Here is an 18176-nt window from a genome sequence, read left to right as displayed (position 1 = left end):
GCATGACGGAACATTCGAAACGCGGCTATATCGGCACCCGGCTGCGCAACTACTTCCTGACGGGTTTGATCATCTGCGCACCGGTCGCGATCACCGTCTGGCTCGTGCGCACCTTCATCGACTGGGCCGACGGTTGGGTGAAGCCCTACCTGCCGAACTTCTATAATCCGGACACCTATTCGCCCGTCGCCATTCCCGGCTTCGGTCTGCTCGTCGCTATTTTCGTGATCACCTTCGTCGGTTTCATGACCGCAAACCTCGTCGGTCGGTCGATCGTGAATTTCGCCGAGTCGCTCCTCAATCGGACGCCTCTCGTCCGCACGATCTACAAGTCCACCAAGCAGATATTCCAGACAGTGCTGCAGGAACAGTCCTCCTCCTTCAAGAAGGCCGGGCTGATCGAGTATCCGAGCCCGGGCATCTGGTCGCTGGTGTTCATCGCAACGGATGTGAAAGGCGAGATCGCCTCGAAATTCAAGGAACGCGGCATGGACATGGTCGCGGTCTTCCTGCCGCCGACCCCGATCCCGACGGCGGGGTTCCTGCTGTTCATCCCGCGCGACAAGATCATCCCGCTTGACATGAGCGCGGAGGACGCGGCGAAGCTCCTGATCTCGGGGGGGCTCGTGACGCCCGACCAGAAGCCGCTCGCCAATGCACCTTTGAAAATCGGTCAGCAGAAGACTGAGATTCCCGTATCTTGATGCCGGGCCGCTGTGATCGTCGCCTTGGCAGGGTGGTCGGTCAGCCGGCGCGCAGGAAGCGGATCGCCTCATCGCGGCGGTAGAGATAGAGCAGCGTGCGGAGCGCTTCGCCGCGCTCCGAAGTGAGGTCCGGATCGCGCTCGATCACGTAGGCGGCGTCCTTCCGCGCGATTTCTAGCAGATCGCCGTGGGCCTCCAGGCTGGCGATGCGAAAACCGGGCGTGCCTGACTGGCGCGTGCCGAGCAACTCGCCTTCGCCGCGCAGCTTCAGGTCTTCCTCGGCGATCAGGAAGCCGTCCTCGCTGTCGCGCAGGATCGAGAGCCGCGCGCGGCCGGTTTCGCCGAGCGGTCCCTTGTAGAGCAGGATGCACGTCGATGCCTCGTCGCCACGGCCGACGCGGCCGCGCAACTGGTGAAGCTGGGCAAGGCCGAAGCGTTCCGCATGCTCGATCACCATGATCGTTGCGTCGGGCACGTCGACGCCGACTTCCACGACTGTTGTCGCAACCAGCAGGCGGACCTCGCCGTTCTTGAAGGCGAGCATGACGGCGTCCTTCTCCGCCCCGTTCATACGGCCGTGTACCAGGCCGACATTGTTGCCGAAGCGCTTGGCGAGGCCTTCGTATCGTTCTTCGGCCGACATGACGTCGACGGCTTCGGACTCTTCCACGAGCGGGCAGATCCAGTAGGCCTTCTTGCCTTCGCGAAGCGCGGCGTCGAGCCGATCGACGATGTCGCCAACGCGCTCCGTCGGGATCGTCACCGTCTGGATCGGCTTGCGTCCGGCGGGCTTTTCCGTGAGCTTCGAAACGTCCATGTCGCCGAAGGCGGCAAGCACCAGCGTGCGCGGGATCGGCGTTGCCGTCATGACCAGCATATGCGGCGAGATGCCCTTGGCGGTCAGGCGCAGGCGCTGGTGAACGCCGAAGCGATGCTGTTCGTCCACCACCGCCAGTGTCAGCTCCTTGTAGCTCACCGTGTCCTGGAAAAGCGCATGCGTGCCGATCACCATGCGCGTTTCTCCGGACGCGATGCGCTCGAGAATGGCGTCGCGCTCCTTGCCCTTGGTGCGGCCGGTCAAAACGTCGATGGCGATGCCGGCGGATGCGGCCATCCTTGCAAGCGTCGCATGGTGCTGGCGGGCGAGAATTTCGGTCGGCGCCATCAGCACCGCCTGACCGCCGGATTCGACGGCGGCGAGCATCGCCATCAGTGCCACCATCGTCTTGCCGGAGCCGACATCGCCTTGCAGCAGCCGGAGCATGCGCTCGGTGCCGGCCATGTCCTTCAGGATGTCGGCGATCGCCGTCGACTGACTGGCTGTCAAGGAAAAGGGAAGGGCGTCGATGACCGGACGGGAAAGCACACCGGTCGCGTGAACCGGTACTCCCGCGACCTTGCGCAGGCGCTGGCGAACGAGAGCCAGGGACAATTGCCCGGCGAGAAACTCGTCATAGGCGAGGCGGCGGCGGGCAGGTGCCTGCGGATCAAGGTCGGTCGCGTCGCGGGGATCATGCAGCGCGCGGAAACTTTCGGCTGCGGTGCTGAAACCTTGTCGCGTCTGCAGCGCGTCGTCCATCCATTCGGGCATGTCCGGAACGCGGGCGACGGCGGCCTCGATCGATTTCCGCAATATCCGGGGTGAAAGTCCTGCTGTCAGCCCGTAGACCGGCTCGACCAGCGGCAGGTTTTCCGCCTCGCTTGCCCGAACCGCATAGTCAGGGTGAACCATGGACGGGCGGCCGTTGAACCAGTCGACCTTGCCGCTGACGATGACAGTCTCATCGACCGGCAGCGATTTTTCCAGCCAGTTGCCCTTGACGCGGAAGTAGGTGAGCGCCAGCTCCCCGGTCTCGTCATGCAGGAAGACGCGATAGGGCAGGTTGGGCTTTCCGCGCGGGGGCGGCTGGTGGCGATCGACCCGACCGGTGATGGTGACGATAACCCCTTGAGGCGCGTGGGCGATGCCAGGCTGTTGGCGCCGGTCGATCAACGAATGCGGCGGGTGAAAAACGAGATCGACCACGCGGCAGTCTTCGATCGTCTCGCGACCGAGCAAACGGGCATAGAGTTCGCCGATCTTCGGGCCGATGCCTGGAAGCGTGTCGAGCGGGGAGAAGAGCGGATCTAGCAGGGCGGGGCGCATGGCGATGAAATTGCGATGATAATTCGGGCTTTGGCAAGGCTGACAATCGGCTATTCAGAGTTTATAGAGCCGTTGACGACAAACCGTACCCCAAAGGCCTCGCGCGTTCGTCCGAGCGTGCAGGCGTCATCGCGGGCGGCAGGAAGGAATTTCCCATGACCGGCATCTCTCGCACCAGCGCCGATCTCGATCCGCGTCGACGGCGGATCCTGTTTCGCGCCTGGCATCGCGGCATTCGCGAGATGGATTTGATCCTCGGGCAATTTGCAGAGGCTGAGCTCTCGACGCTTTCTGAAGCACAACTCGATGAACTCGAGACGATCATGGGCGAGGAAGACAACGATCTCGTCAAGTGGATCATCGGCGAACAGCCGGTGCCGGCTTGCTATCAGACGCAGATGTTTCAGCGCATCGCTGCCTATCGTCCGGATTTCGACAAGCTTCCCGAAGGGATGAAATAGACCGATGATGCTGGCTGGCCTTGATCCGAAGAAGATTGTCGAAGCACAGCGAGAGATCACGATCGGGCCGGTGCCCTCCGGGGCCGAGGCGCTGATCCTTGCTGAGTTCGCCCGCGCCGGCCAGCCGGTCGCCTACATTCTATCGGACGGCCAGCGGATCGCCGATCTTGAGCAGGTCCTCTCATTCGTCGCGCCCGACATTCCGGTGCTGACGCTTCCCGGCTGGGACTGCCTTCCCTATGACCGCGTCTCGCCGAGCGCCGACACGTCGGCACGGCGGCTGGCGGCGCTGAGCGCCTTGATTGCGCACAAGAAGAAGCCGCATGCGGCGATCGTGCTGGTGACGGTCAACGCCGCCCTCCAGAAGATCTCGCCGCAGGACGTGATCCAGAGCCTGGCGTTTTCGGCCCGTCCGGGCAATCAGGTGCGTATGGACGACATCGCGATGCGGCTGGAGCGCAACGGCTTCGAGCGTGTCGCGACCGTGCGTGAGGTTGGCGAATACGCAGTGCGCGGCGGCATCCTCGATGTCTTCGTGCCGGGGAGCGGCGAGCCGCTGCGCCTTGATTTCTTCGGCGATACGCTCGAAACAATCCGCTCGTTCGATCCTGCAAGTCAGCGCACGACCGGTCAGGTCCGCTCCCTCGATCTCAATCCGATGAGCGAGGTGTCGCTGACGCCCGAAACGATCAGCCATTTCCGCAAGCACTACCTGTCGCTGTTCGGCGCGACGACCCGCGACGACGCGCTTTACCAGGCTGTCTCCGAAGGCCGGCGCTATGCCGGCATGGAGCATTGGCTGCCGCTGTTCTATGACGGGCTGGAGACAGTCTTCGACTATCTCGACGGCTTCCGTATCGTCACCGATCATCTGGCGCGCGAAGCTGCGGCTGAGCGCTCGAAGCTCATTCTCGACTATTACGACGCCCGTTTGGCCTCGGCGTCTCCGGGCAAGGCGCAGGCCACCCAGGGTACGCCCTACAAGCCGGTTCCGCCGGAGCTGCTCTATCTGAGCTCGCAGGGCTTCAACGCCGGCCTGAGCTCACGCGACGCCATTCGCCTGTCGCCCTTCAACGAGCACGAGGGCGAGGCCCGCCAGGTCATCTCGGTCGATGCGCGCCAGGGCATGCGTTGGGCGAAGTCGGCGGGTGAGGGCGAAGCCCAAGACGAACGCGTCAACGTCTTCGATCAGGCGGTCAAGTACATCGCCGAGCGGCGCTCGAAGGGCGCCAAGGTGGTGATTTCAGGCTGGAGCGAAGGATCGCTCGATCGCCTGCTCCAGGTTCTCGCCGAACACGGTCTCGGCAACGTCAAGCCCATCAAGGCACTCGCCGAGATCAAGTCGCTGAAGCCGGGCGAGGCGGCCTCGGCCGTGCTCAGCATCGAAGCCGGTTTCGAGACGGGCGATCTCGTCATCATCGGCGAACAGGATATTCTGGGCGACCGCATGGTCCGCCGCTCGAAGCGGCGCAAGCGCGGCGCCGACTTCATCGCCGAGGTGGCTGGTCTCGACGAGGGCAGCTATGTCGTGCACGCCGAACACGGCATCGGCCGTTTCGTCGGCCTGCGCACCATCGAGGCGGTCGGCGCCCCGCATGATTGCCTCGAGCTCGTCTATGCCGACGATGCCAAGCTGTTCCTGCCGGTCGAAAACATCGAGCTTCTGTCGCGCTACGGTTCAGAAGGCACCGATGCGATCCTCGACAAGCTCGGCGGCGTCGCCTGGCAGGCGCGCAAGGCCAAGCTCAAGAAGCGGCTGCTCGATATGGCGGGCGGCCTCATTCGCATCGCCGCCGAACGCCATACGCGCCGGGCGCCGGTGCTCGCCGCACAGGACGGCGTCTATGATGAGTTTGCCGCTCGCTTCCCCTATGACGAGACCGAAGACCAGCTGAACTCGATCGAGGCGGTGCGGGAAGATCTCGGCAGCGGCCGTCCGATGGACCGCCTCGTCTGCGGCGACGTCGGCTTCGGCAAGACGGAAGTGGCGCTTCGTGCCGCCTTCATCGCTGCCATGAACGGCGTACAGGTCGCGGTCGTCGTGCCGACGACGCTGCTTGCCCGCCAGCACTTCAAGACCTTTTCCGAACGGTTCCGTGGGCTGCCGATCCGCATCCAGCAGGCGTCGCGCCTCGTCGGTTCCAAGGAACTGGCGCTGACGAAGAAGGAAGTGGCCGATGGCAAGACCGATGTCGTCGTCGGTACGCATGCGCTGCTCGGCACGTCGGTCAACTTTGCCAATCTCGGCCTCTTGATCATCGACGAAGAGCAGCACTTCGGCGTCAAGCACAAGGAGCGGCTGAAGGAGTTGAAGTCCGACGTGCACGTGTTGACGCTTTCGGCGACGCCGATCCCGCGCACGCTGCAGCTTGCCCTGACCGGGGTGCGTGAACTGTCGCTGATCACGACGCCGCCGGTCGACCGCATGGCGGTGCGCACCTTCATCTCGCCCTTCGATGCGCTGGTGATCCGGGAAACGCTGATGCGCGAGCACTATCGCGGCGGCCAGAGCTTCTATGTCTGCCCGCGTCTGAGCGACTTGTCGGAGATCCATGATTTCCTGAAATCGGACGTTCCGGAGCTGAAGGTAGCCGTCGCCCACGGCCAGATGCCGGCAACCGAGCTCGAAGACATCATGAACGCCTTCTATGACGGCCGTTACGATGTGCTGCTGTCGACGACGATCGTCGAATCCGGTCTCGACGTACCGACGGCCAACACGCTGATCGTGCACCGCGCCGACATGTTCGGTCTCGCCCAGCTCTACCAGCTTCGCGGCCGCGTCGGACGCTCGAAGGTGCGCGCCTTTGCGCTGTTCACGCTGCCGGTCAACAAGACGCTGACGGGCATGGCCGAACGCCGGCTGAAGGTACTGCAGTCGCTCGACACGCTTGGCGCCGGTTTCCAGCTCGCAAGTCACGACCTCGATATCCGCGGCGCTGGCAACCTGCTCGGCGAGGAACAGTCGGGCCATATCAAGGAGGTTGGCTTCGAGCTTTACCAGCAGATGCTCGAGGAAGCGGTCGCCGAACTCAAGGGTGAGGAAGAAATCCACGACACCGGCTGGTCGCCGCAGATTTCGGTCGGAACGCCCGTCATGATCCCGGAACACTACGTTCCGGATCTGCATCTGAGGCTCGGCCTTTATCGTCGTCTCGGCGAACTGACGGACTTGAAGGAGATCGACGGCTTCGGCGCCGAGATGATCGACCGCTTCGGTCCGCTGCCGATCGAGGTCCAGCATCTCTTGAAGATCGTCTACATCAAGTCGCTCTGCCGCACGGCGAATGTCGAGAAGCTCGATGCCGGGCCGAAGGGCGTCGTCGTGCAGTTCCGCAACAAGGAATTCCCGAACCCTGCGGCACTGGTGGGTTACATCGCCAAGCAGGGCACACTTTCGAAGATTCGGCCCGACCAGAGCATCTTCTTCCAGCGCGAACTGGCGACGCCGGAAAAGCGCCTGTCCGGTGCAGCAATGGTCATGACGCAGCTCGCCGGCCTGGCGAAGTAAGAAAAAACCGTACTGCCGCGTGGTGCGGCAGTACGGTCGAGGTCTGTCGAGCAAGTCTGTTTCAGGTCGTGCCGAGATCAGTTCGGCTTGCCGCTCGCCTTCATCTCGGCGATTTCGCGCAGCGCATTCGTCAATACATCGACCGATTGCGCGCCCATCACGGCATATTGTCCTTCGAGGATGAAGCAGGGAACGCCGGTCACGCCCATCTCGCGGGCCATGCCAACCTCTTCCTTGACCGCATCCTTGTCGGCATCGGAGCCAAGCAGAGCCGCAACGACGGGGCGATCGAGCCCTGCTTGCTCGGCGATATCGAGCAGGACCGCGTGATCACCGACATTGCGGCCTTCTTCGAAATTGGCCTTGAACAGCAAGCCGACGACGGCCGACTGCGCCTGCTCGCCGTTGGTCGCGGCCCAGCGGACAAGCCGATGAGCGTCAAGCGTGTTCGGGCTGATCTTCACCGCATCGAAGTCGAAGGCGATGCCGTCGGCATTGCCGAGTTCGCGCAGCGTGTCGTGGGCGCGATCGACGGCCGCCTGGCCGCCGAGCTTCTCGGCAAGATGCCGCTTGTGATCGACCCCCTCGGGCGGCAGGTCGGGATTGAGCTGGTAGGGGCGCCAGTTGACCGTGACCAGCACGTCCGGAAGATTGGCAATCGCCTGGTCGAGCCGCGCCTTGCCGAGATAACACCAGGGACAAACAACGTCCGAGACAATATCGATGCTGACGGTTTGCATGGTGTGGGCGCCTTTCCTTGTTCGGTTGAAGGCGAGATAAGCCGGTTTCATCCGGCTTTCAATGCGTTACCAAAAGGGAACCAACCCTCTATTGTGCGTTTTGATCCCACCAGGTCGGAAGCTGGTAGCCGTAGAGCGGCATGGTATCGGGCCGGCCGATATGCTTGCGTCGCGCCACCCACTGTGCGTCGAGGTGATAGAGCGGCACCAGATAGGAATTGTTGACGAGCAACCGGTCATGCGCACGCACCGCCGCCGTGAAGTCTTCGCTCGTGCGGGCCTGCAGGATGTTATTGACCATCCGGTCGACGTCCTTGTCGGCGACGCCGGCGAAGTTGTCGCTGCCCTGCCGGTCGCGCGCCTGTGAGGTCCAGCGCCCGGCCTGCTCGATGCCGGGTGACAGCGTCGAGGGGAAGGATTTGATGATCACGTCGTAGTCGAAGGACTGGCTGCGCTGCTGGTACTGCGAATCGTCGACAGTGCGCACGGACGCCTGGATGCCGAGAGGTGCGAGAAATCGCTGGTAGGCGAGGGCGATTTTTTCCTGGCCGGCATTCTGGCTCATGATTTCGAACGCGAGCGGTTTGCCCTGCGGGTCGACCATCTTGCCGTCCTTGATCTGATAGCCGGCCTCGCGCATCAGAGAGACGGCAACACGCAGCACGTTGCGATCGCGCCCGGACGCGTCGGTCACCGGCAGGCGATAGGTGCCGTCGAGGATCGCCGGGTTGATTCGATCGCGGGCGTCGCCGATCAGGCCGAGTTCGCGGTCGTCGGCCGGTGCGCCGAGAAAGCTCAGCGCCGAGTTCTGCCAGTAGCTCTGCGTGCGCGTATAGGCGTTGTCGAAGAGGTTCTTGTTGACCCACTCGAAGTCGAAGACCAGCGCCAGGCCCTGGCGGAGCTTCAAGTTGTCGAACATTGGCCTGCGGGTATTGAAGACGATGCCGAGCATGCCGGACGGCGTCTTCGGCGTGAAGGTTTCCTTGACGACCTCGCCGGAACGAACCGCCGGGAAATCGTAGCCGCGCGCCCACTTGGTGGCGCTGCCTTCCGGATAGATGTCGATCTCGCCCTTCTTGAAGGCTTCGAACAGCGAGTTCTCCTGGAGGAAATACTCCACGGAGATCTCGTCGTAATTGTCCTGGCCGACCTTCGAGGGCAGGTCCTTGGCCCAATAGTCCGGGTTTCGCTTGTAGACGATGCGCTCGCCCGGTTTCACCTCTGCGACGCGGTAGGGGCCGGAGCCGAGCGGCGGCTTCAGCGTGGTCTGGTCGAAGGTCGCAAGGTCGATGGCATGTTTCGGCAGCACCGGCGACAGGCCGAGCAGGAGCGGCAGCTCGCGGTCGGCATCCTCGGTGAAGGTAAAGCGCACGCTGCGTTCCCCGACCTTTTCGAGCTTCGCCACCTTGGCCATGCGGTTGCTGAAGGGGACACGCCCCTTGTCACGCAGCAGCTCGAAGCTGAAGATCACGTCCTCGGCGGTAACAGGTTGCCCGTCGGCCCAGCGGGCCTTCGGGTTGAGATTGAACTGGATGAAGGTCCGGTCGTCATCCCACTCCACTGTTTCGGCGAGCAGGCCATACATGGTGAAGGCCTCGTCGCGCGAACGCTGCATCAGCGATTCGTAGACGAGGTTGCCGTATTCCGGATCCCACATGCCGCGCGCGGTGGTGCGCATGCTCTTCAGGATGAAGGGATTGAGGCTGTCGAAGCTGCCGACGACGCCATAGGAGATCTTTCCACCCTTTTTTACGTCCGGATTGACGTAGGGAAAGTTCTTGAAATCGGCAGGCAGCGCCGGCTCTCCGTGCATGGCAATCGCATGCACGGGAGCGGCTGCCGCAGCAGTGCCGAATGAAGTGGCGGTCAGGATCAGCGCCAGACCGGAAAGAATTGCACGCAAGGTCACCTCCCGTGAGGGGTATCAACAGGCCGATTCCCCGAACGTTACCAATGCCGACGGATGAATCCAACCGATCCGCGGTCCAAATTCCGCCTAGTATGAATTCAAAAAATGACAGGAAACACTGGATAATCGAAGCGAGCCAATGTAACAGGTGTTTCCGGAAACGGGGTCATGCATTTGCCTTATTTGGCCAACAGGACAACGGCGGCTGACGATACTCACCTGCGGAACAACTGTTCCGTTACCGGATTTCAGGAGACGGAATCACAATGATCTTCAAGTCGAATATTGCAAAACGTTCGGGCATGGCAGCGCTGGCGCTCACTGTAGCTGCTGCGGGCGTTCCGAGCGTTGCGTCTGCACAGCAGGCTGGCGGCAAGCCGCCGCAGGGCTGGTTCAAGGTTTGCACCAAGCAGGAAGACAACGATGTCTGCATCGTTCAGAACCTGCTGACCGCCAACAACGGCCAGCTCGTGACCGCTGTCGGCCTCATCACCGTCTCCGGCAAGGTCAACCGCAAGATCATGCAGGTTTCCGTACCGTCCGCGCGCCTCATTCCGACCGGCGTTCAGATGCAGATCGACGGCGGCAAGCCGGTCAAGCTCGACTACGCCATCTGCATGCCCGACAAGTGCGTTGCAGAAGCGCCGCTTTCCGACCAGCTGATCGCCAGCCTGAAGAAGGGCAATGAGGTCGTCTTCACCTCGGTCAACTTCCAGCGCGCTCCGAACCCGATCAAGATGGCCCTGACGGGCTTCACCGGTGTGTTCGACGGCGAGCCGATCGAGCAGTCGCAGCTCGAAGAGCGTCAGCGCCTGCTGCAGGAAGAAATGCAGAAGAAGGCCGAGGACGCGCGCAAGAAGCTTGAAGAAGCCCAGAAGGCTGCCAAGCAGAACTAAGCGGTCCTCCGCAAACTCATGAAGAAACGCCCGGACCTCGCGGTCCGGGCGTTTTCATTTGTTCGAGAGCGCAGTGCCTTAGTGCCGGAACGTCGCCTTGGGTCTGTAGTGGCCGACGCCATCCTTGTCGAACAGGGCATCGACTTGCGCGTGGCGCATCGGCCGGTCGCTGTCGTCGAATTCCAGGTTCTGCTCGGAGACGTAGGCGACATACTCGCTGTCGTCGTTCTCGGCGAACAGGTGATAGAAGGGCTGATCCTTGCTCGGGCGGATCTCCTGCGGAATGGCGTTCCACCACTCCTCGGTGTTGGCGTATTCCGGGTCGACGTCGAAAATGACGCCGCGGAACGGGAAAACCCGATGGCGAACCACCTGTCCGATCTCGAATTTGGCGTTTCTCTGTTTCATGACGCAACACATCCTTTCAGGAGATTATCTGGGTTGGCGAACCCAAAACATCAATAGGGAATTCCCTACACCCTCCATTGATCGATCTCGCCGCGCGTGTCCCGCGGACGCGCAAAAGTTGTTGGCAACATAATATCACACAATTCGACGGTTTCGTGCCGCTCCTTGTTCAGGGCGCTCGCAATCGTGCGCGCCAAAGAAAAGGCCGGCGGCTCCGTTTGAGGAGCCGCCGGCCCTTGAGCACGGCTTGAACCGGTTGCCGATGCCGCCGGTTCCAATGGTTTTAGACCGAGTAGTACATGTCGTACTCGACCGGATGCGGGGTCATTTCGAAGCGCATGACTTCCTGCATCTTAAGTTCGATGAAGGAATCGATCTGGTCGTCGTCGAAGACGCCGCCGGCCGTCAGGTACTTGCGGTCCTTGTCGAGGCTTTCAAGCGCTTCGCGCAGCGAGCCGCAAACGGTCGGGATCTTCTTCAGTTCCTTCGGCGGCAGGTCATAAAGGTCCTTGTCCATGGCCTTGCCGGGGTGCAGCTTGTTCTTGATGCCGTCGAGGCCGGCCATCAGCATGGCTGCGAAGGCGAGGTAGGGGTTGGCGGTCGGGTCCGGGAAGCGGACTTCGACGCGCTTGGCCTTCGGGTTGGTGCCGAACGGAATGCGGCACGAAGCCGAACGGTTGCGTGCCGAATAGGCGAGCAGAACCGGCGCTTCATAACCCGGGACGAGACGCTTGTAGGAGTTCGTCGACGGGTTGGTGAAGGCGTTCAGCGACTTGGCATGCTTGATGATGCCGCCGATGAAGTAGAGGCAGGATTCCGACAGGCCGGCATATTCATCGCCGGCGAAGGTCGGCTTGCCGTCCTTCCAGATCGACAGGTGTACGTGCATGCCCGAGCCGTTGTCGCCGAAGATCGGCTTCGGCATGAAGGTTGCCGTCTTGCCATAGGCATTGGCGACCTGGTGCACGACGTACTTGTAGATCTGCATCTTGTCGGCGTTGCGCACCAGCGCGTCGAACTTGACGCCGAGCTCGTGCTGGGCGGCCGCCACTTCGTGGTGATGCTTTTCGACGGTGACGCCCATTTCGGACAGAACCGTCAGCATTTCAGAGCGCATGTCCTGGCAGCTGTCGATCGGCGGAACCGGGAAGTAGCCGCCCTTGACGCGCGGGCGGTGGCCGAGGTTGCCGGTCTCATAATCGGTGTCGTCGTTCGACGGCAGTTCCGAGGAGTCGAGCTTGAAGCCGGTGTTGTACGGGTCGGCCTTGTACTTGACGTCGTCGAAGACGAAGAATTCTGCTTCCGGGCCAACGAAGACGGTGTCGCCGATGCCGGATGCCTTGAGGTAGGCTTCAGCCTTCTTGGCCGTGCCGCGCGGGTCGCGGTTGTAGGATTCGCCCGAAACCGGATCGAGAATGTCGCAGATGATGACCATCGTCGACTGCGCGAAGAACGGGTCCATATGCGCTGTTTCCGGATCGGGCATCAGCACCATGTCGGACTCGTTGATGGCCTTCCAGCCGCCAATCGAGGAACCGTCGAACATGACGCCATCGGCGAACATGTCTTCGTCGACGCAGACTACATCCATCGTTACGTGCTGCAGCTTGCCCTTGGGATCGGTAAAGCGCAGGTCGACGAACTTGACGTCGTTGTCCTTGATTTGCTTCAGAATATCGCTTGCAGTCGTCATTTGCCGTTATTCCCTGTGTGAGATGACGAGGATTTGAAAAGAACCGGGCCGAACGGCCCGTGATGTCAGATGGCGTCGAGGCCGGTTTCGCCCGTGCGAATTCGGATGACTTCTTCCACATTGGAAACGAAAATCTTTCCGTCACCAATGCGGCCGGTTTGCGCGGCGTTGCGGATCGCCTCGATGACGGCCTCCGCGTTTTCATCCGCCAGCACGACTTCGACCTTTACCTTCGGCAGGAAGTCCACCACGTATTCGGCGCCGCGATACAGCTCCGTGTGACCCTTCTGCCGCCCGAAGCCCTTGGCTTCCGTGACGGTGATACCCTGCAGACCGACTTCCTGAAGGGCTTCCTTCACTTCGTCGAGCTTGAAGGGCTTAATGATCGCTTCGATCTTTTTCATGAGAAAATGTCTCTCCGCTTCTCCCTTGAAAGCAGGATCATGCCCGCTCGCCCTGAATATGCACGTTGCATGCCAGTTTTTCTGCGAAAATCTGTCAGAACGACAAAAAATCTGCTGTCGGCGCGCCGATTGCGGGATTTCCATACCTTCGGCGGGTGCGATCTGCCTATTTTTTATGATTTCCGATCGAAAGATGCCCGCTTCTTGCGGCGTCTCCACGTCATTGCTGACGCAAAGCTTGTTATTTGAGCAACAATTATGTGCAAGTGCATGATTTTAAGGCAATCGTGGTGGCAGCGCTGAGGCCTTGCTTCACGCGCGTGGGCATGGATAAGTCTGGCGCATGCGCTCCGACCTTCAGCACCTGTTGATCACGCCCGCCGAAATGACGGCAATCGACCGGGCGGCAGCCCAATCCGGCATCGATAGCTTTACGCTGATGCGCAACGCCGGACTGGCGGTGACGGCGGCGGCCCTGCGATATTTTCCGGATGCCCGCCGCTTCGTCGTGCTCTGCGGTCCAGGCAACAATGGCGGCGACGGGTACATCGCAGCCCGCGGCCTTGCCGAAAGCGGGGCGGATGTCGCCGTGTTCGTCCTCGGCGATCCCGCCAGGCTTCAAGGCGATGCAGCGCGGGCCTGGTCCGACTGGAGTGGTCATGCTGCGCCAATCTCTGCATTCGAACCACAGGCTGGCGATGTCGTCATCGATGCGCTCTTTGGGGCGGGCTTGTCACGCGACCTCCCTGACGACGTCGCTCACCTTATAGAACGGGTCAATGCCAGCGGCGTTCCGGTCGTTGCCATCGATCTGCCGAGCGGCATCGACGGCCGGACGGGCGAGATCCGGGGCGCCGCCTTTGCCGCTCGCCACACCGTCACGTTCATGGCGCCAAAGCCCGGTCATTGGCTTCTGCCCGGGCGATCCCTCTGCGGCACACTCAAGGTGTTCGATATCGGCATTCCCGCGCGCATCGTGCGTGCCGGTCCAGGTTCGTTGCGCCTCAACGCGCCGTTCCTCTGGGCGGGCTGGGGAGGCGACCTGGCGGCCTCGACACACAAGTTCAAGCGCGGGCATCTGGTTGTTTTCTCAGGCGACCGCCAGGCAACGGGCGCGGCGCGACTTTCGGCGGCAGCGGGCCTTGCGGCTGGCGCTGGCCTGGTTACCGTCGCCACCGGCAAGGCCGCGCTCGGCATCAATGCGTCTCATCTGACGGCGGTGATGGTGAAGGAGATAGACGGAAGGCGGGAGCTTACCAAATGGCTACAGGACCAGCGCCTGGGAAGCTTCGTGCTTGGGCCGGGTTTTGGCATCGGCAAGAAGGCGAGGGACTTTGCGCTTGCGCTCTGCGATCGCTCTCTGGTGCTCGACGCCGATGGCATCACCTCGTTCCAGACGAACCCCGGCGAACTGTTCGCGGCGCTGGCGAAAGGCGGCGGGCAAATGGTGATGACGCCGCATGATGGCGAGTTCGCTCGCCTCTTTCCGGAGATCGCCGGAGACCATGGGCTTTCGAAGATCGAGAAGGCGCAGGCCGCGGCGCGGGCGAGCCATGCCGTGATCGTCTACAAGGGCGCCGACACCGTCGTTGCCGCGCCGGACGGGCGGGCCGTCGTCAACAACAATGCGCCGCCGTGGCTGGCAACCGCCGGATCGGGGGACGTTCTTGCCGGCATCGTCGGCGCGCATCTGGCGAAAGGAATGCCGGCCTTCGAGGCGGCGGCCGCCGCGGTCTGGCGCCATGGCGCAGCGGGCGCCAAGGCAGGGCCAGGCTTGACCGCTGAAACGCTGATCGGCGCGATACCGCCGATCAGCTGATCGAAAACGCTCGGCCCGACAAGTCACCGCTTGGAAAGGCGACGTACGCCGCATCCGGAACGTATGGGCAGTTAGCCGCGCGTGCCCTTGGCGATCGGCTCCTGGTAGGTGAAGCCCAAGTCCCAGGGGAAATAGATCCAGGTGTCCTGGCTGACTTCGGTCACGAAGGTATCGACGAGCGGCCGGCCCTTCGGCTTGGCGTAGACGGCAGCGAAATGCGCCTTCGGCAGCATTGCCCGTACTTCGGCCGCGGTCTTGCCGGTGTCCGTCAGGTCGTCGACGATCAGCACGCCTTCACCGCCGTCCTTGGTGATTTCAGGCGTGATGCCCTTCAGCACTTTCATCTGCCCCTGCGTGTCGTAGTCATGGTAGGAGGCGACGCAGACGGTTTCGATCATCCGGATATTGAGTTCGCGCGAAATGATCGCAGCCGGAACCAGGCCGCCACGGGTGATGCAAACCATGGCACGCCATTCCTGGCCGTTGTCGGCCAGCCGCCAGGCAAGCGCCCGGGCATCGCGGTGGAACTGGTCCCAGGAAACGGGAAAGGCTTTATCGGGCAGCGACATGGGTGGGCTCCGGCTTGTCTGAACGAGGGTAAGGCGAAGCGTCCGGCAGATCGGGCAGGCGGGAACGCGTCATCCTGATTTGCCGACATGCAATAACGGCATTGAGGCCTTGAGTGCAAGGGCTTCGCGCTATCCCTTTGCCCGCGCGTCGGCGATTGCCTGGATCATCGCCTGGACATCAGCCTCCGCTGCAGCAAGCGCTTCCGGATCGCGGGCCCGCACGACGATATCCGTCGAGAAGGTCTTGCCGTCAAATTTCGGGTAGGAGCCGATGCTCGTCTCCGGATGGTTCTTCTGCACTTCGGTCAGCGGGCTGCCGATATCGCCCTCGCCTAAGGGCGAGCGTACGGTGCGGGAGAGGAGGGGCGAGCCGACGTTCAGGCCGGGCAGCAGCGCGTCGAGCATGGCCTGGAAGACCTGCGGCACGCCGGCCATGACATGCACGTTGCCGATGGCGAAGCCAGGCGCTGTCGATACCGGGTTGGGGATATGGCGTGCACCGAGTGGCATGCGCGCCATGCGCTTGCGCGCGTCGGTAAACTCCATGTTGCGGCGTTCGTACATGGCGCCGAGCAGCGCCATCGCCTCGGACTCGTAGATGCATTCGACGCCGAAGGCGCGAGACACGGCGTCGGCCGTGATGTCGTCATGCGTCGGGCCGATGCCGCCGGATGTGAAGACGTAATCGTAGCGGCTGCGCACCGCATTGATCGCCTCGACGATCGCCGCCTCGTCGTCGGCGACGATGCGCACTTCTTTCAGGTCGATGCCGACCATGGTCATCATGTCGGCGAGGTGACCGATGTTCTTGTCCTTGGTTCGCCCCGACAAAAGTTCGTCGCCGATGGCGACCATGGCGGCAGTGACGACTTTTATGCTGCTCATCGGGTGATCCTGTTTGTTTAGTCAGTCATTTAACAGTGAATTATTATTGTTCACATTGCGAGAACAGTCTGTTTCCCGGACGGCTCCTGGCATGCGGCTGCATTTTGATAAATCTTCCGCGCAGCAGTGATCAAGTGGGATCGCTTGTATCCAAAGGAGCAATTATGGCCAAGGTTCTCGTTCTCTACTATTCGGCATACGGACACGTCGAAACCATGGCTTACGCCGTGGCCGAAGGCGCCAAGTCTGCCGGCGCCGAAGTCGACGTCAAGCGCGTTCCGGAACTGGTGCCGGACGAGATCGCCAAGGCCTCTCATTTCAAGCTCGACCAGGCCGCGCCGATCGCCCATGTCGAGGAGCTTGCCCAATACGACGCGATCATCTTCGGCGCCGGGACGCGCTTCGGCACCGTTGCTTCGCAGATGCGCAACTTCATCGATCAGACGGGCAGCCTGTGGGCGTCTGGCAAGCTGGTCGGCAAGGTCGGCTCGGTCTTCACGTCCTCGGCCACCCAGCATGGCGGTCAGGAATCCACCATCCTCGGCTTCATTCCGACGCTGATGCATCACGGCATGGTCGTCGCTGGTCTTCCCTACGCCTTCCAGGGCCAGATGGGCCTTGACGAAATCAAGGGCGGCTCGCCCTACGGCGCCTCGACGATCACCGATGCCGACGGCTCGCGCCAGCCGTCCGAGGTCGAACTCCAGGCGGCCCGCTTCCAGGGCGCACACGTCGCCAAGATCGCTGCGAAGCTTTCGGCCTGATCATTTGACGCAATCGTTTCAAGAGCTTAGGCGGCGCCGCAAGGGGCCGCCTTTTTGTTTTGCGGCTAGCCTTTCCGGGTGATTCGCGAATGTGGCAATTCGTACCACACTTGTGCTAATATCCGCGGCGTTCGGCATTGAGTATGCCTTTGACGAGGAGGAATGCAGGGCCGTGCGGCAACGGCCCGCCGAAGACGGAAACGTCTTTCGGATTATCGGGAGGGAAGTATGGCGCGAATTACGTACACCATCGTTCCTCATGACGGCGGATGGGCCTATAAGGCCGCCGACGCCTTTTCGGAACCCTTTCCCAACCGCGAAACGGCGCTTGCCGCCGCCAAGGCCGCCGCCGCCGAACAGCAAGTCGGCGGCGACGACGAGGAGATCAGCTTCCAGGACGAAGAGGGCCACTGGCACTTCGAACACACGGATGGCGGCGATCGGCCTGAAGCGACCGTCGAAGACGGCTGAAACGGTCAAGGCGACCGGCTCATTGCGAACACATAGCGTTTAGTATTGCGTGCACACCATCTCTCCACGGAGGATATTCGATGCACTACAGCGTTCAGATCTTCACCTGGACCCCGCGGCAGGGTGTCCACCAGGTCGGATCGGCAATCGAGGTGGACGCCCCCAATTCCAAGGCGGCAGCGGTCTCGCTTCTCGGCCTCAGGCTGGAAAACCAGGGACGCGCAACGAAACTCGCCGTCCGCGTCTGGCACGACGACGCCTACCAGGCGGAATGCGATTGTTATTACTACAACAACTGAGCGGCCAGTCTCGCCGGCGCAACGTCTCGCTCTCCTGAGAGCGTCGGATGCGCCTATCCTGTTGATCCTTGAAAACCGATTGCCTGGTGCGGGCGGCGGGGATCGAACCCGCACAGCCAAGGCCGAGGGATTTTAAGTCCCTTGCGTCTACCAGTTTCGCCACGCCCGCATACAGCCTAGATCAAACACTCAGGTCAAACAGTCAAGGGTGATCGGGGGTTTCGGGGTGGACAACGCGCTTAGGCGCGCTGTTCTCTCGTCTTCATGAAGTAGAAGACGGCCGCGGCAATCAGCGCCCCAAGGCCGTAGACGATAAACGCGTCGACAAACGACCAGCCCGAATTGAACGAGTGGATGGCGGGTGCGGGAAACAACAGAACCGCCAAACCCGCGAGGCGCGAGGAAAAGACGCTCAAAGCCGAAACCTTCCGCAGCAACCAATGAGCATGCCCACCACCACCATCGATATCGCTGCACCGAAAACAAGCGCCAACATT

17 protein-coding genes and 1 tRNA gene are annotated in these 18176 nt (G+C 62.0%); 8 read left to right on the top strand and 10 right to left on the bottom strand.

Going from position 1 to position 18176, the window contains the following annotated elements; all coding sequences use genetic code 11:
• Window positions 1-2 precede the first annotated feature (2 nt).
• Complete coding sequence (locus IB272_RS10425; protein WP_034791018.1) at window positions 3-704, top strand: DUF502 domain-containing protein; 702 nt, start codon at window positions 3-5, stop codon at window positions 702-704.
• Between the two features lie 40 nt (window positions 705-744).
• Here the strand turns inward: IB272_RS10425 and recG are convergent, their stop codons facing one another.
• Entirely contained in the window at window positions 745-2850 is a 2106-nt protein-coding gene (gene recG / locus IB272_RS10420; RefSeq protein ID WP_060582163.1) for an ATP-dependent DNA helicase RecG, read from the bottom strand.
• Window positions 2851-3005: 155 nt separating this feature from the next.
• On the opposite strand from recG, the gene IB272_RS10415 reads away from it, so the two are divergent.
• A complete protein-coding gene (locus IB272_RS10415; RefSeq protein ID WP_034791024.1) occupies window positions 3006-3311 on the top strand; it encodes a succinate dehydrogenase assembly factor 2 in 306 nt (101 codons plus the stop codon).
• A 7-nt stretch (window positions 3312-3318) separates the two neighbouring features.
• Window positions 3319-6822: a transcription-repair coupling factor gene (gene mfd, locus IB272_RS10410; RefSeq protein WP_060582203.1), complete on the top strand. Its 3504-nt coding sequence runs from the start codon at window positions 3319-3321 to the stop codon at window positions 6820-6822.
• Between the two features lie 77 nt (window positions 6823-6899).
• On the opposite strand, the gene IB272_RS10405 is transcribed toward mfd, so the two are convergent.
• Both IB272_RS10405 and IB272_RS10400 read right to left on the bottom strand, forming a co-directional pair.
• The gene (locus IB272_RS10405; protein ID WP_060582202.1) at window positions 6900-7562 is read right to left on the bottom strand and encodes a DsbA family protein; all 663 of its coding nucleotides are present in this window, start codon (window positions 7560-7562) and stop codon (window positions 6900-6902) included.
• Window positions 7563-7650: 88 nt separating this feature from the next.
• Window positions 7651-9465 (bottom strand): extracellular solute-binding protein, encoded by a 1815-nt coding sequence (locus tag IB272_RS10400; protein WP_113135703.1) that lies wholly within the window; start codon window positions 9463-9465, stop codon window positions 7651-7653.
• Between the two features lie 272 nt (window positions 9466-9737).
• Here IB272_RS10400 and IB272_RS10395 point away from each other — a divergent pair, with 272 nt between their 5' ends.
• Window positions 9738-10367 carry an invasion associated locus B family protein gene (locus IB272_RS10395; protein WP_034791027.1) on the top strand — a complete coding sequence of 210 codons (630 nt, stop codon included), beginning with the start codon at window positions 9738-9740 and terminating at the stop codon, window positions 10365-10367.
• A gap of 78 nt (window positions 10368-10445) precedes the next feature.
• On the opposite strand, the gene hspQ is transcribed toward IB272_RS10395, so the two are convergent.
• The 3 genes from hspQ to IB272_RS10380 form a co-directional block, all read right to left on the bottom strand.
• On the bottom strand, window positions 10446-10775 hold the full coding sequence (gene hspQ / locus IB272_RS10390) for a heat shock protein HspQ (RefSeq protein WP_034791060.1): 330 nt from the start codon (window positions 10773-10775) through the stop codon (window positions 10446-10448).
• 283 nt (window positions 10776-11058) lie between these two features.
• Window positions 11059-12468 (bottom strand): type I glutamate--ammonia ligase, encoded by a 1410-nt coding sequence (glnA, locus tag IB272_RS10385; protein WP_034791062.1) that lies wholly within the window; start codon window positions 12466-12468, stop codon window positions 11059-11061.
• Between the two features lie 65 nt (window positions 12469-12533).
• Window positions 12534-12872 carry a P-II family nitrogen regulator gene (locus tag IB272_RS10380; protein ID WP_003528058.1) on the bottom strand — a complete coding sequence of 113 codons (339 nt, stop codon included), beginning with the start codon at window positions 12870-12872 and terminating at the stop codon, window positions 12534-12536.
• Window positions 12873-13215: 343 nt separating this feature from the next.
• On the opposite strand from IB272_RS10380, the gene IB272_RS10375 reads away from it, so the two are divergent.
• The gene (locus IB272_RS10375; protein ID WP_192444384.1) at window positions 13216-14691 is read left to right on the top strand and encodes an NAD(P)H-hydrate epimerase; all 1476 of its coding nucleotides are present in this window, start codon (window positions 13216-13218) and stop codon (window positions 14689-14691) included.
• 71 nt (window positions 14692-14762) lie between these two features.
• On the opposite strand, the gene gpt is transcribed toward IB272_RS10375, so the two are convergent.
• Together gpt and IB272_RS10365 are read right to left on the bottom strand one after the other, a co-directional pair.
• Entirely contained in the window at window positions 14763-15260 is a 498-nt protein-coding gene (gene gpt / locus IB272_RS10370) for a xanthine phosphoribosyltransferase (protein WP_034791068.1), read from the bottom strand.
• 129 nt (window positions 15261-15389) lie between these two features.
• Complete coding sequence (locus tag IB272_RS10365) at window positions 15390-16145, bottom strand: competence/damage-inducible protein A (RefSeq protein ID WP_060582161.1); 756 nt, start codon at window positions 16143-16145, stop codon at window positions 15390-15392.
• A gap of 164 nt (window positions 16146-16309) precedes the next feature.
• Between IB272_RS10365 and wrbA the strand changes: the two genes are divergently transcribed.
• From wrbA to IB272_RS10350, 3 genes are all read left to right on the top strand, one after another.
• Window positions 16310-16909, top strand: a complete 600-nt coding sequence (gene wrbA, locus IB272_RS10360; RefSeq protein ID WP_034791083.1) for an NAD(P)H:quinone oxidoreductase — start codon at window positions 16310-16312, stop codon at window positions 16907-16909.
• Window positions 16910-17137: 228 nt separating this feature from the next.
• On the top strand, window positions 17138-17380 hold the full coding sequence (locus IB272_RS10355) for a DUF2188 domain-containing protein (protein WP_034791085.1): 243 nt from the start codon (window positions 17138-17140) through the stop codon (window positions 17378-17380).
• Window positions 17381-17460: 80 nt separating this feature from the next.
• On the top strand, window positions 17461-17679 hold the full coding sequence (locus IB272_RS10350) for a hypothetical protein (protein WP_060582160.1): 219 nt from the start codon (window positions 17461-17463) through the stop codon (window positions 17677-17679).
• 84 nt (window positions 17680-17763) lie between these two features.
• Here the strand turns inward: IB272_RS10350 and IB272_RS10345 are convergent.
• Both IB272_RS10345 and IB272_RS10340 read right to left on the bottom strand, forming a co-directional pair.
• Window positions 17764-17848: transfer RNA gene (locus IB272_RS10345), tRNA-Leu, on the bottom strand.
• Window positions 17849-17918: 70 nt separating this feature from the next.
• The gene (locus IB272_RS10340; RefSeq protein ID WP_162733007.1) at window positions 17919-18095 is read right to left on the bottom strand and encodes a hypothetical protein; all 177 of its coding nucleotides are present in this window, start codon (window positions 18093-18095) and stop codon (window positions 17919-17921) included.
• Window positions 18096-18176 lie beyond the last annotated feature (81 nt).

It is taken from the genome of Ensifer sp. ENS08 (assembly GCF_014852195.1).
Lineage (GTDB): Bacteria > Pseudomonadota > Alphaproteobacteria > Rhizobiales > Rhizobiaceae > Ensifer > Ensifer adhaerens.
Note: the sequence above shows the minus strand (reverse complement) of the source record. Positions and strands in the feature narration are given on the sequence as shown.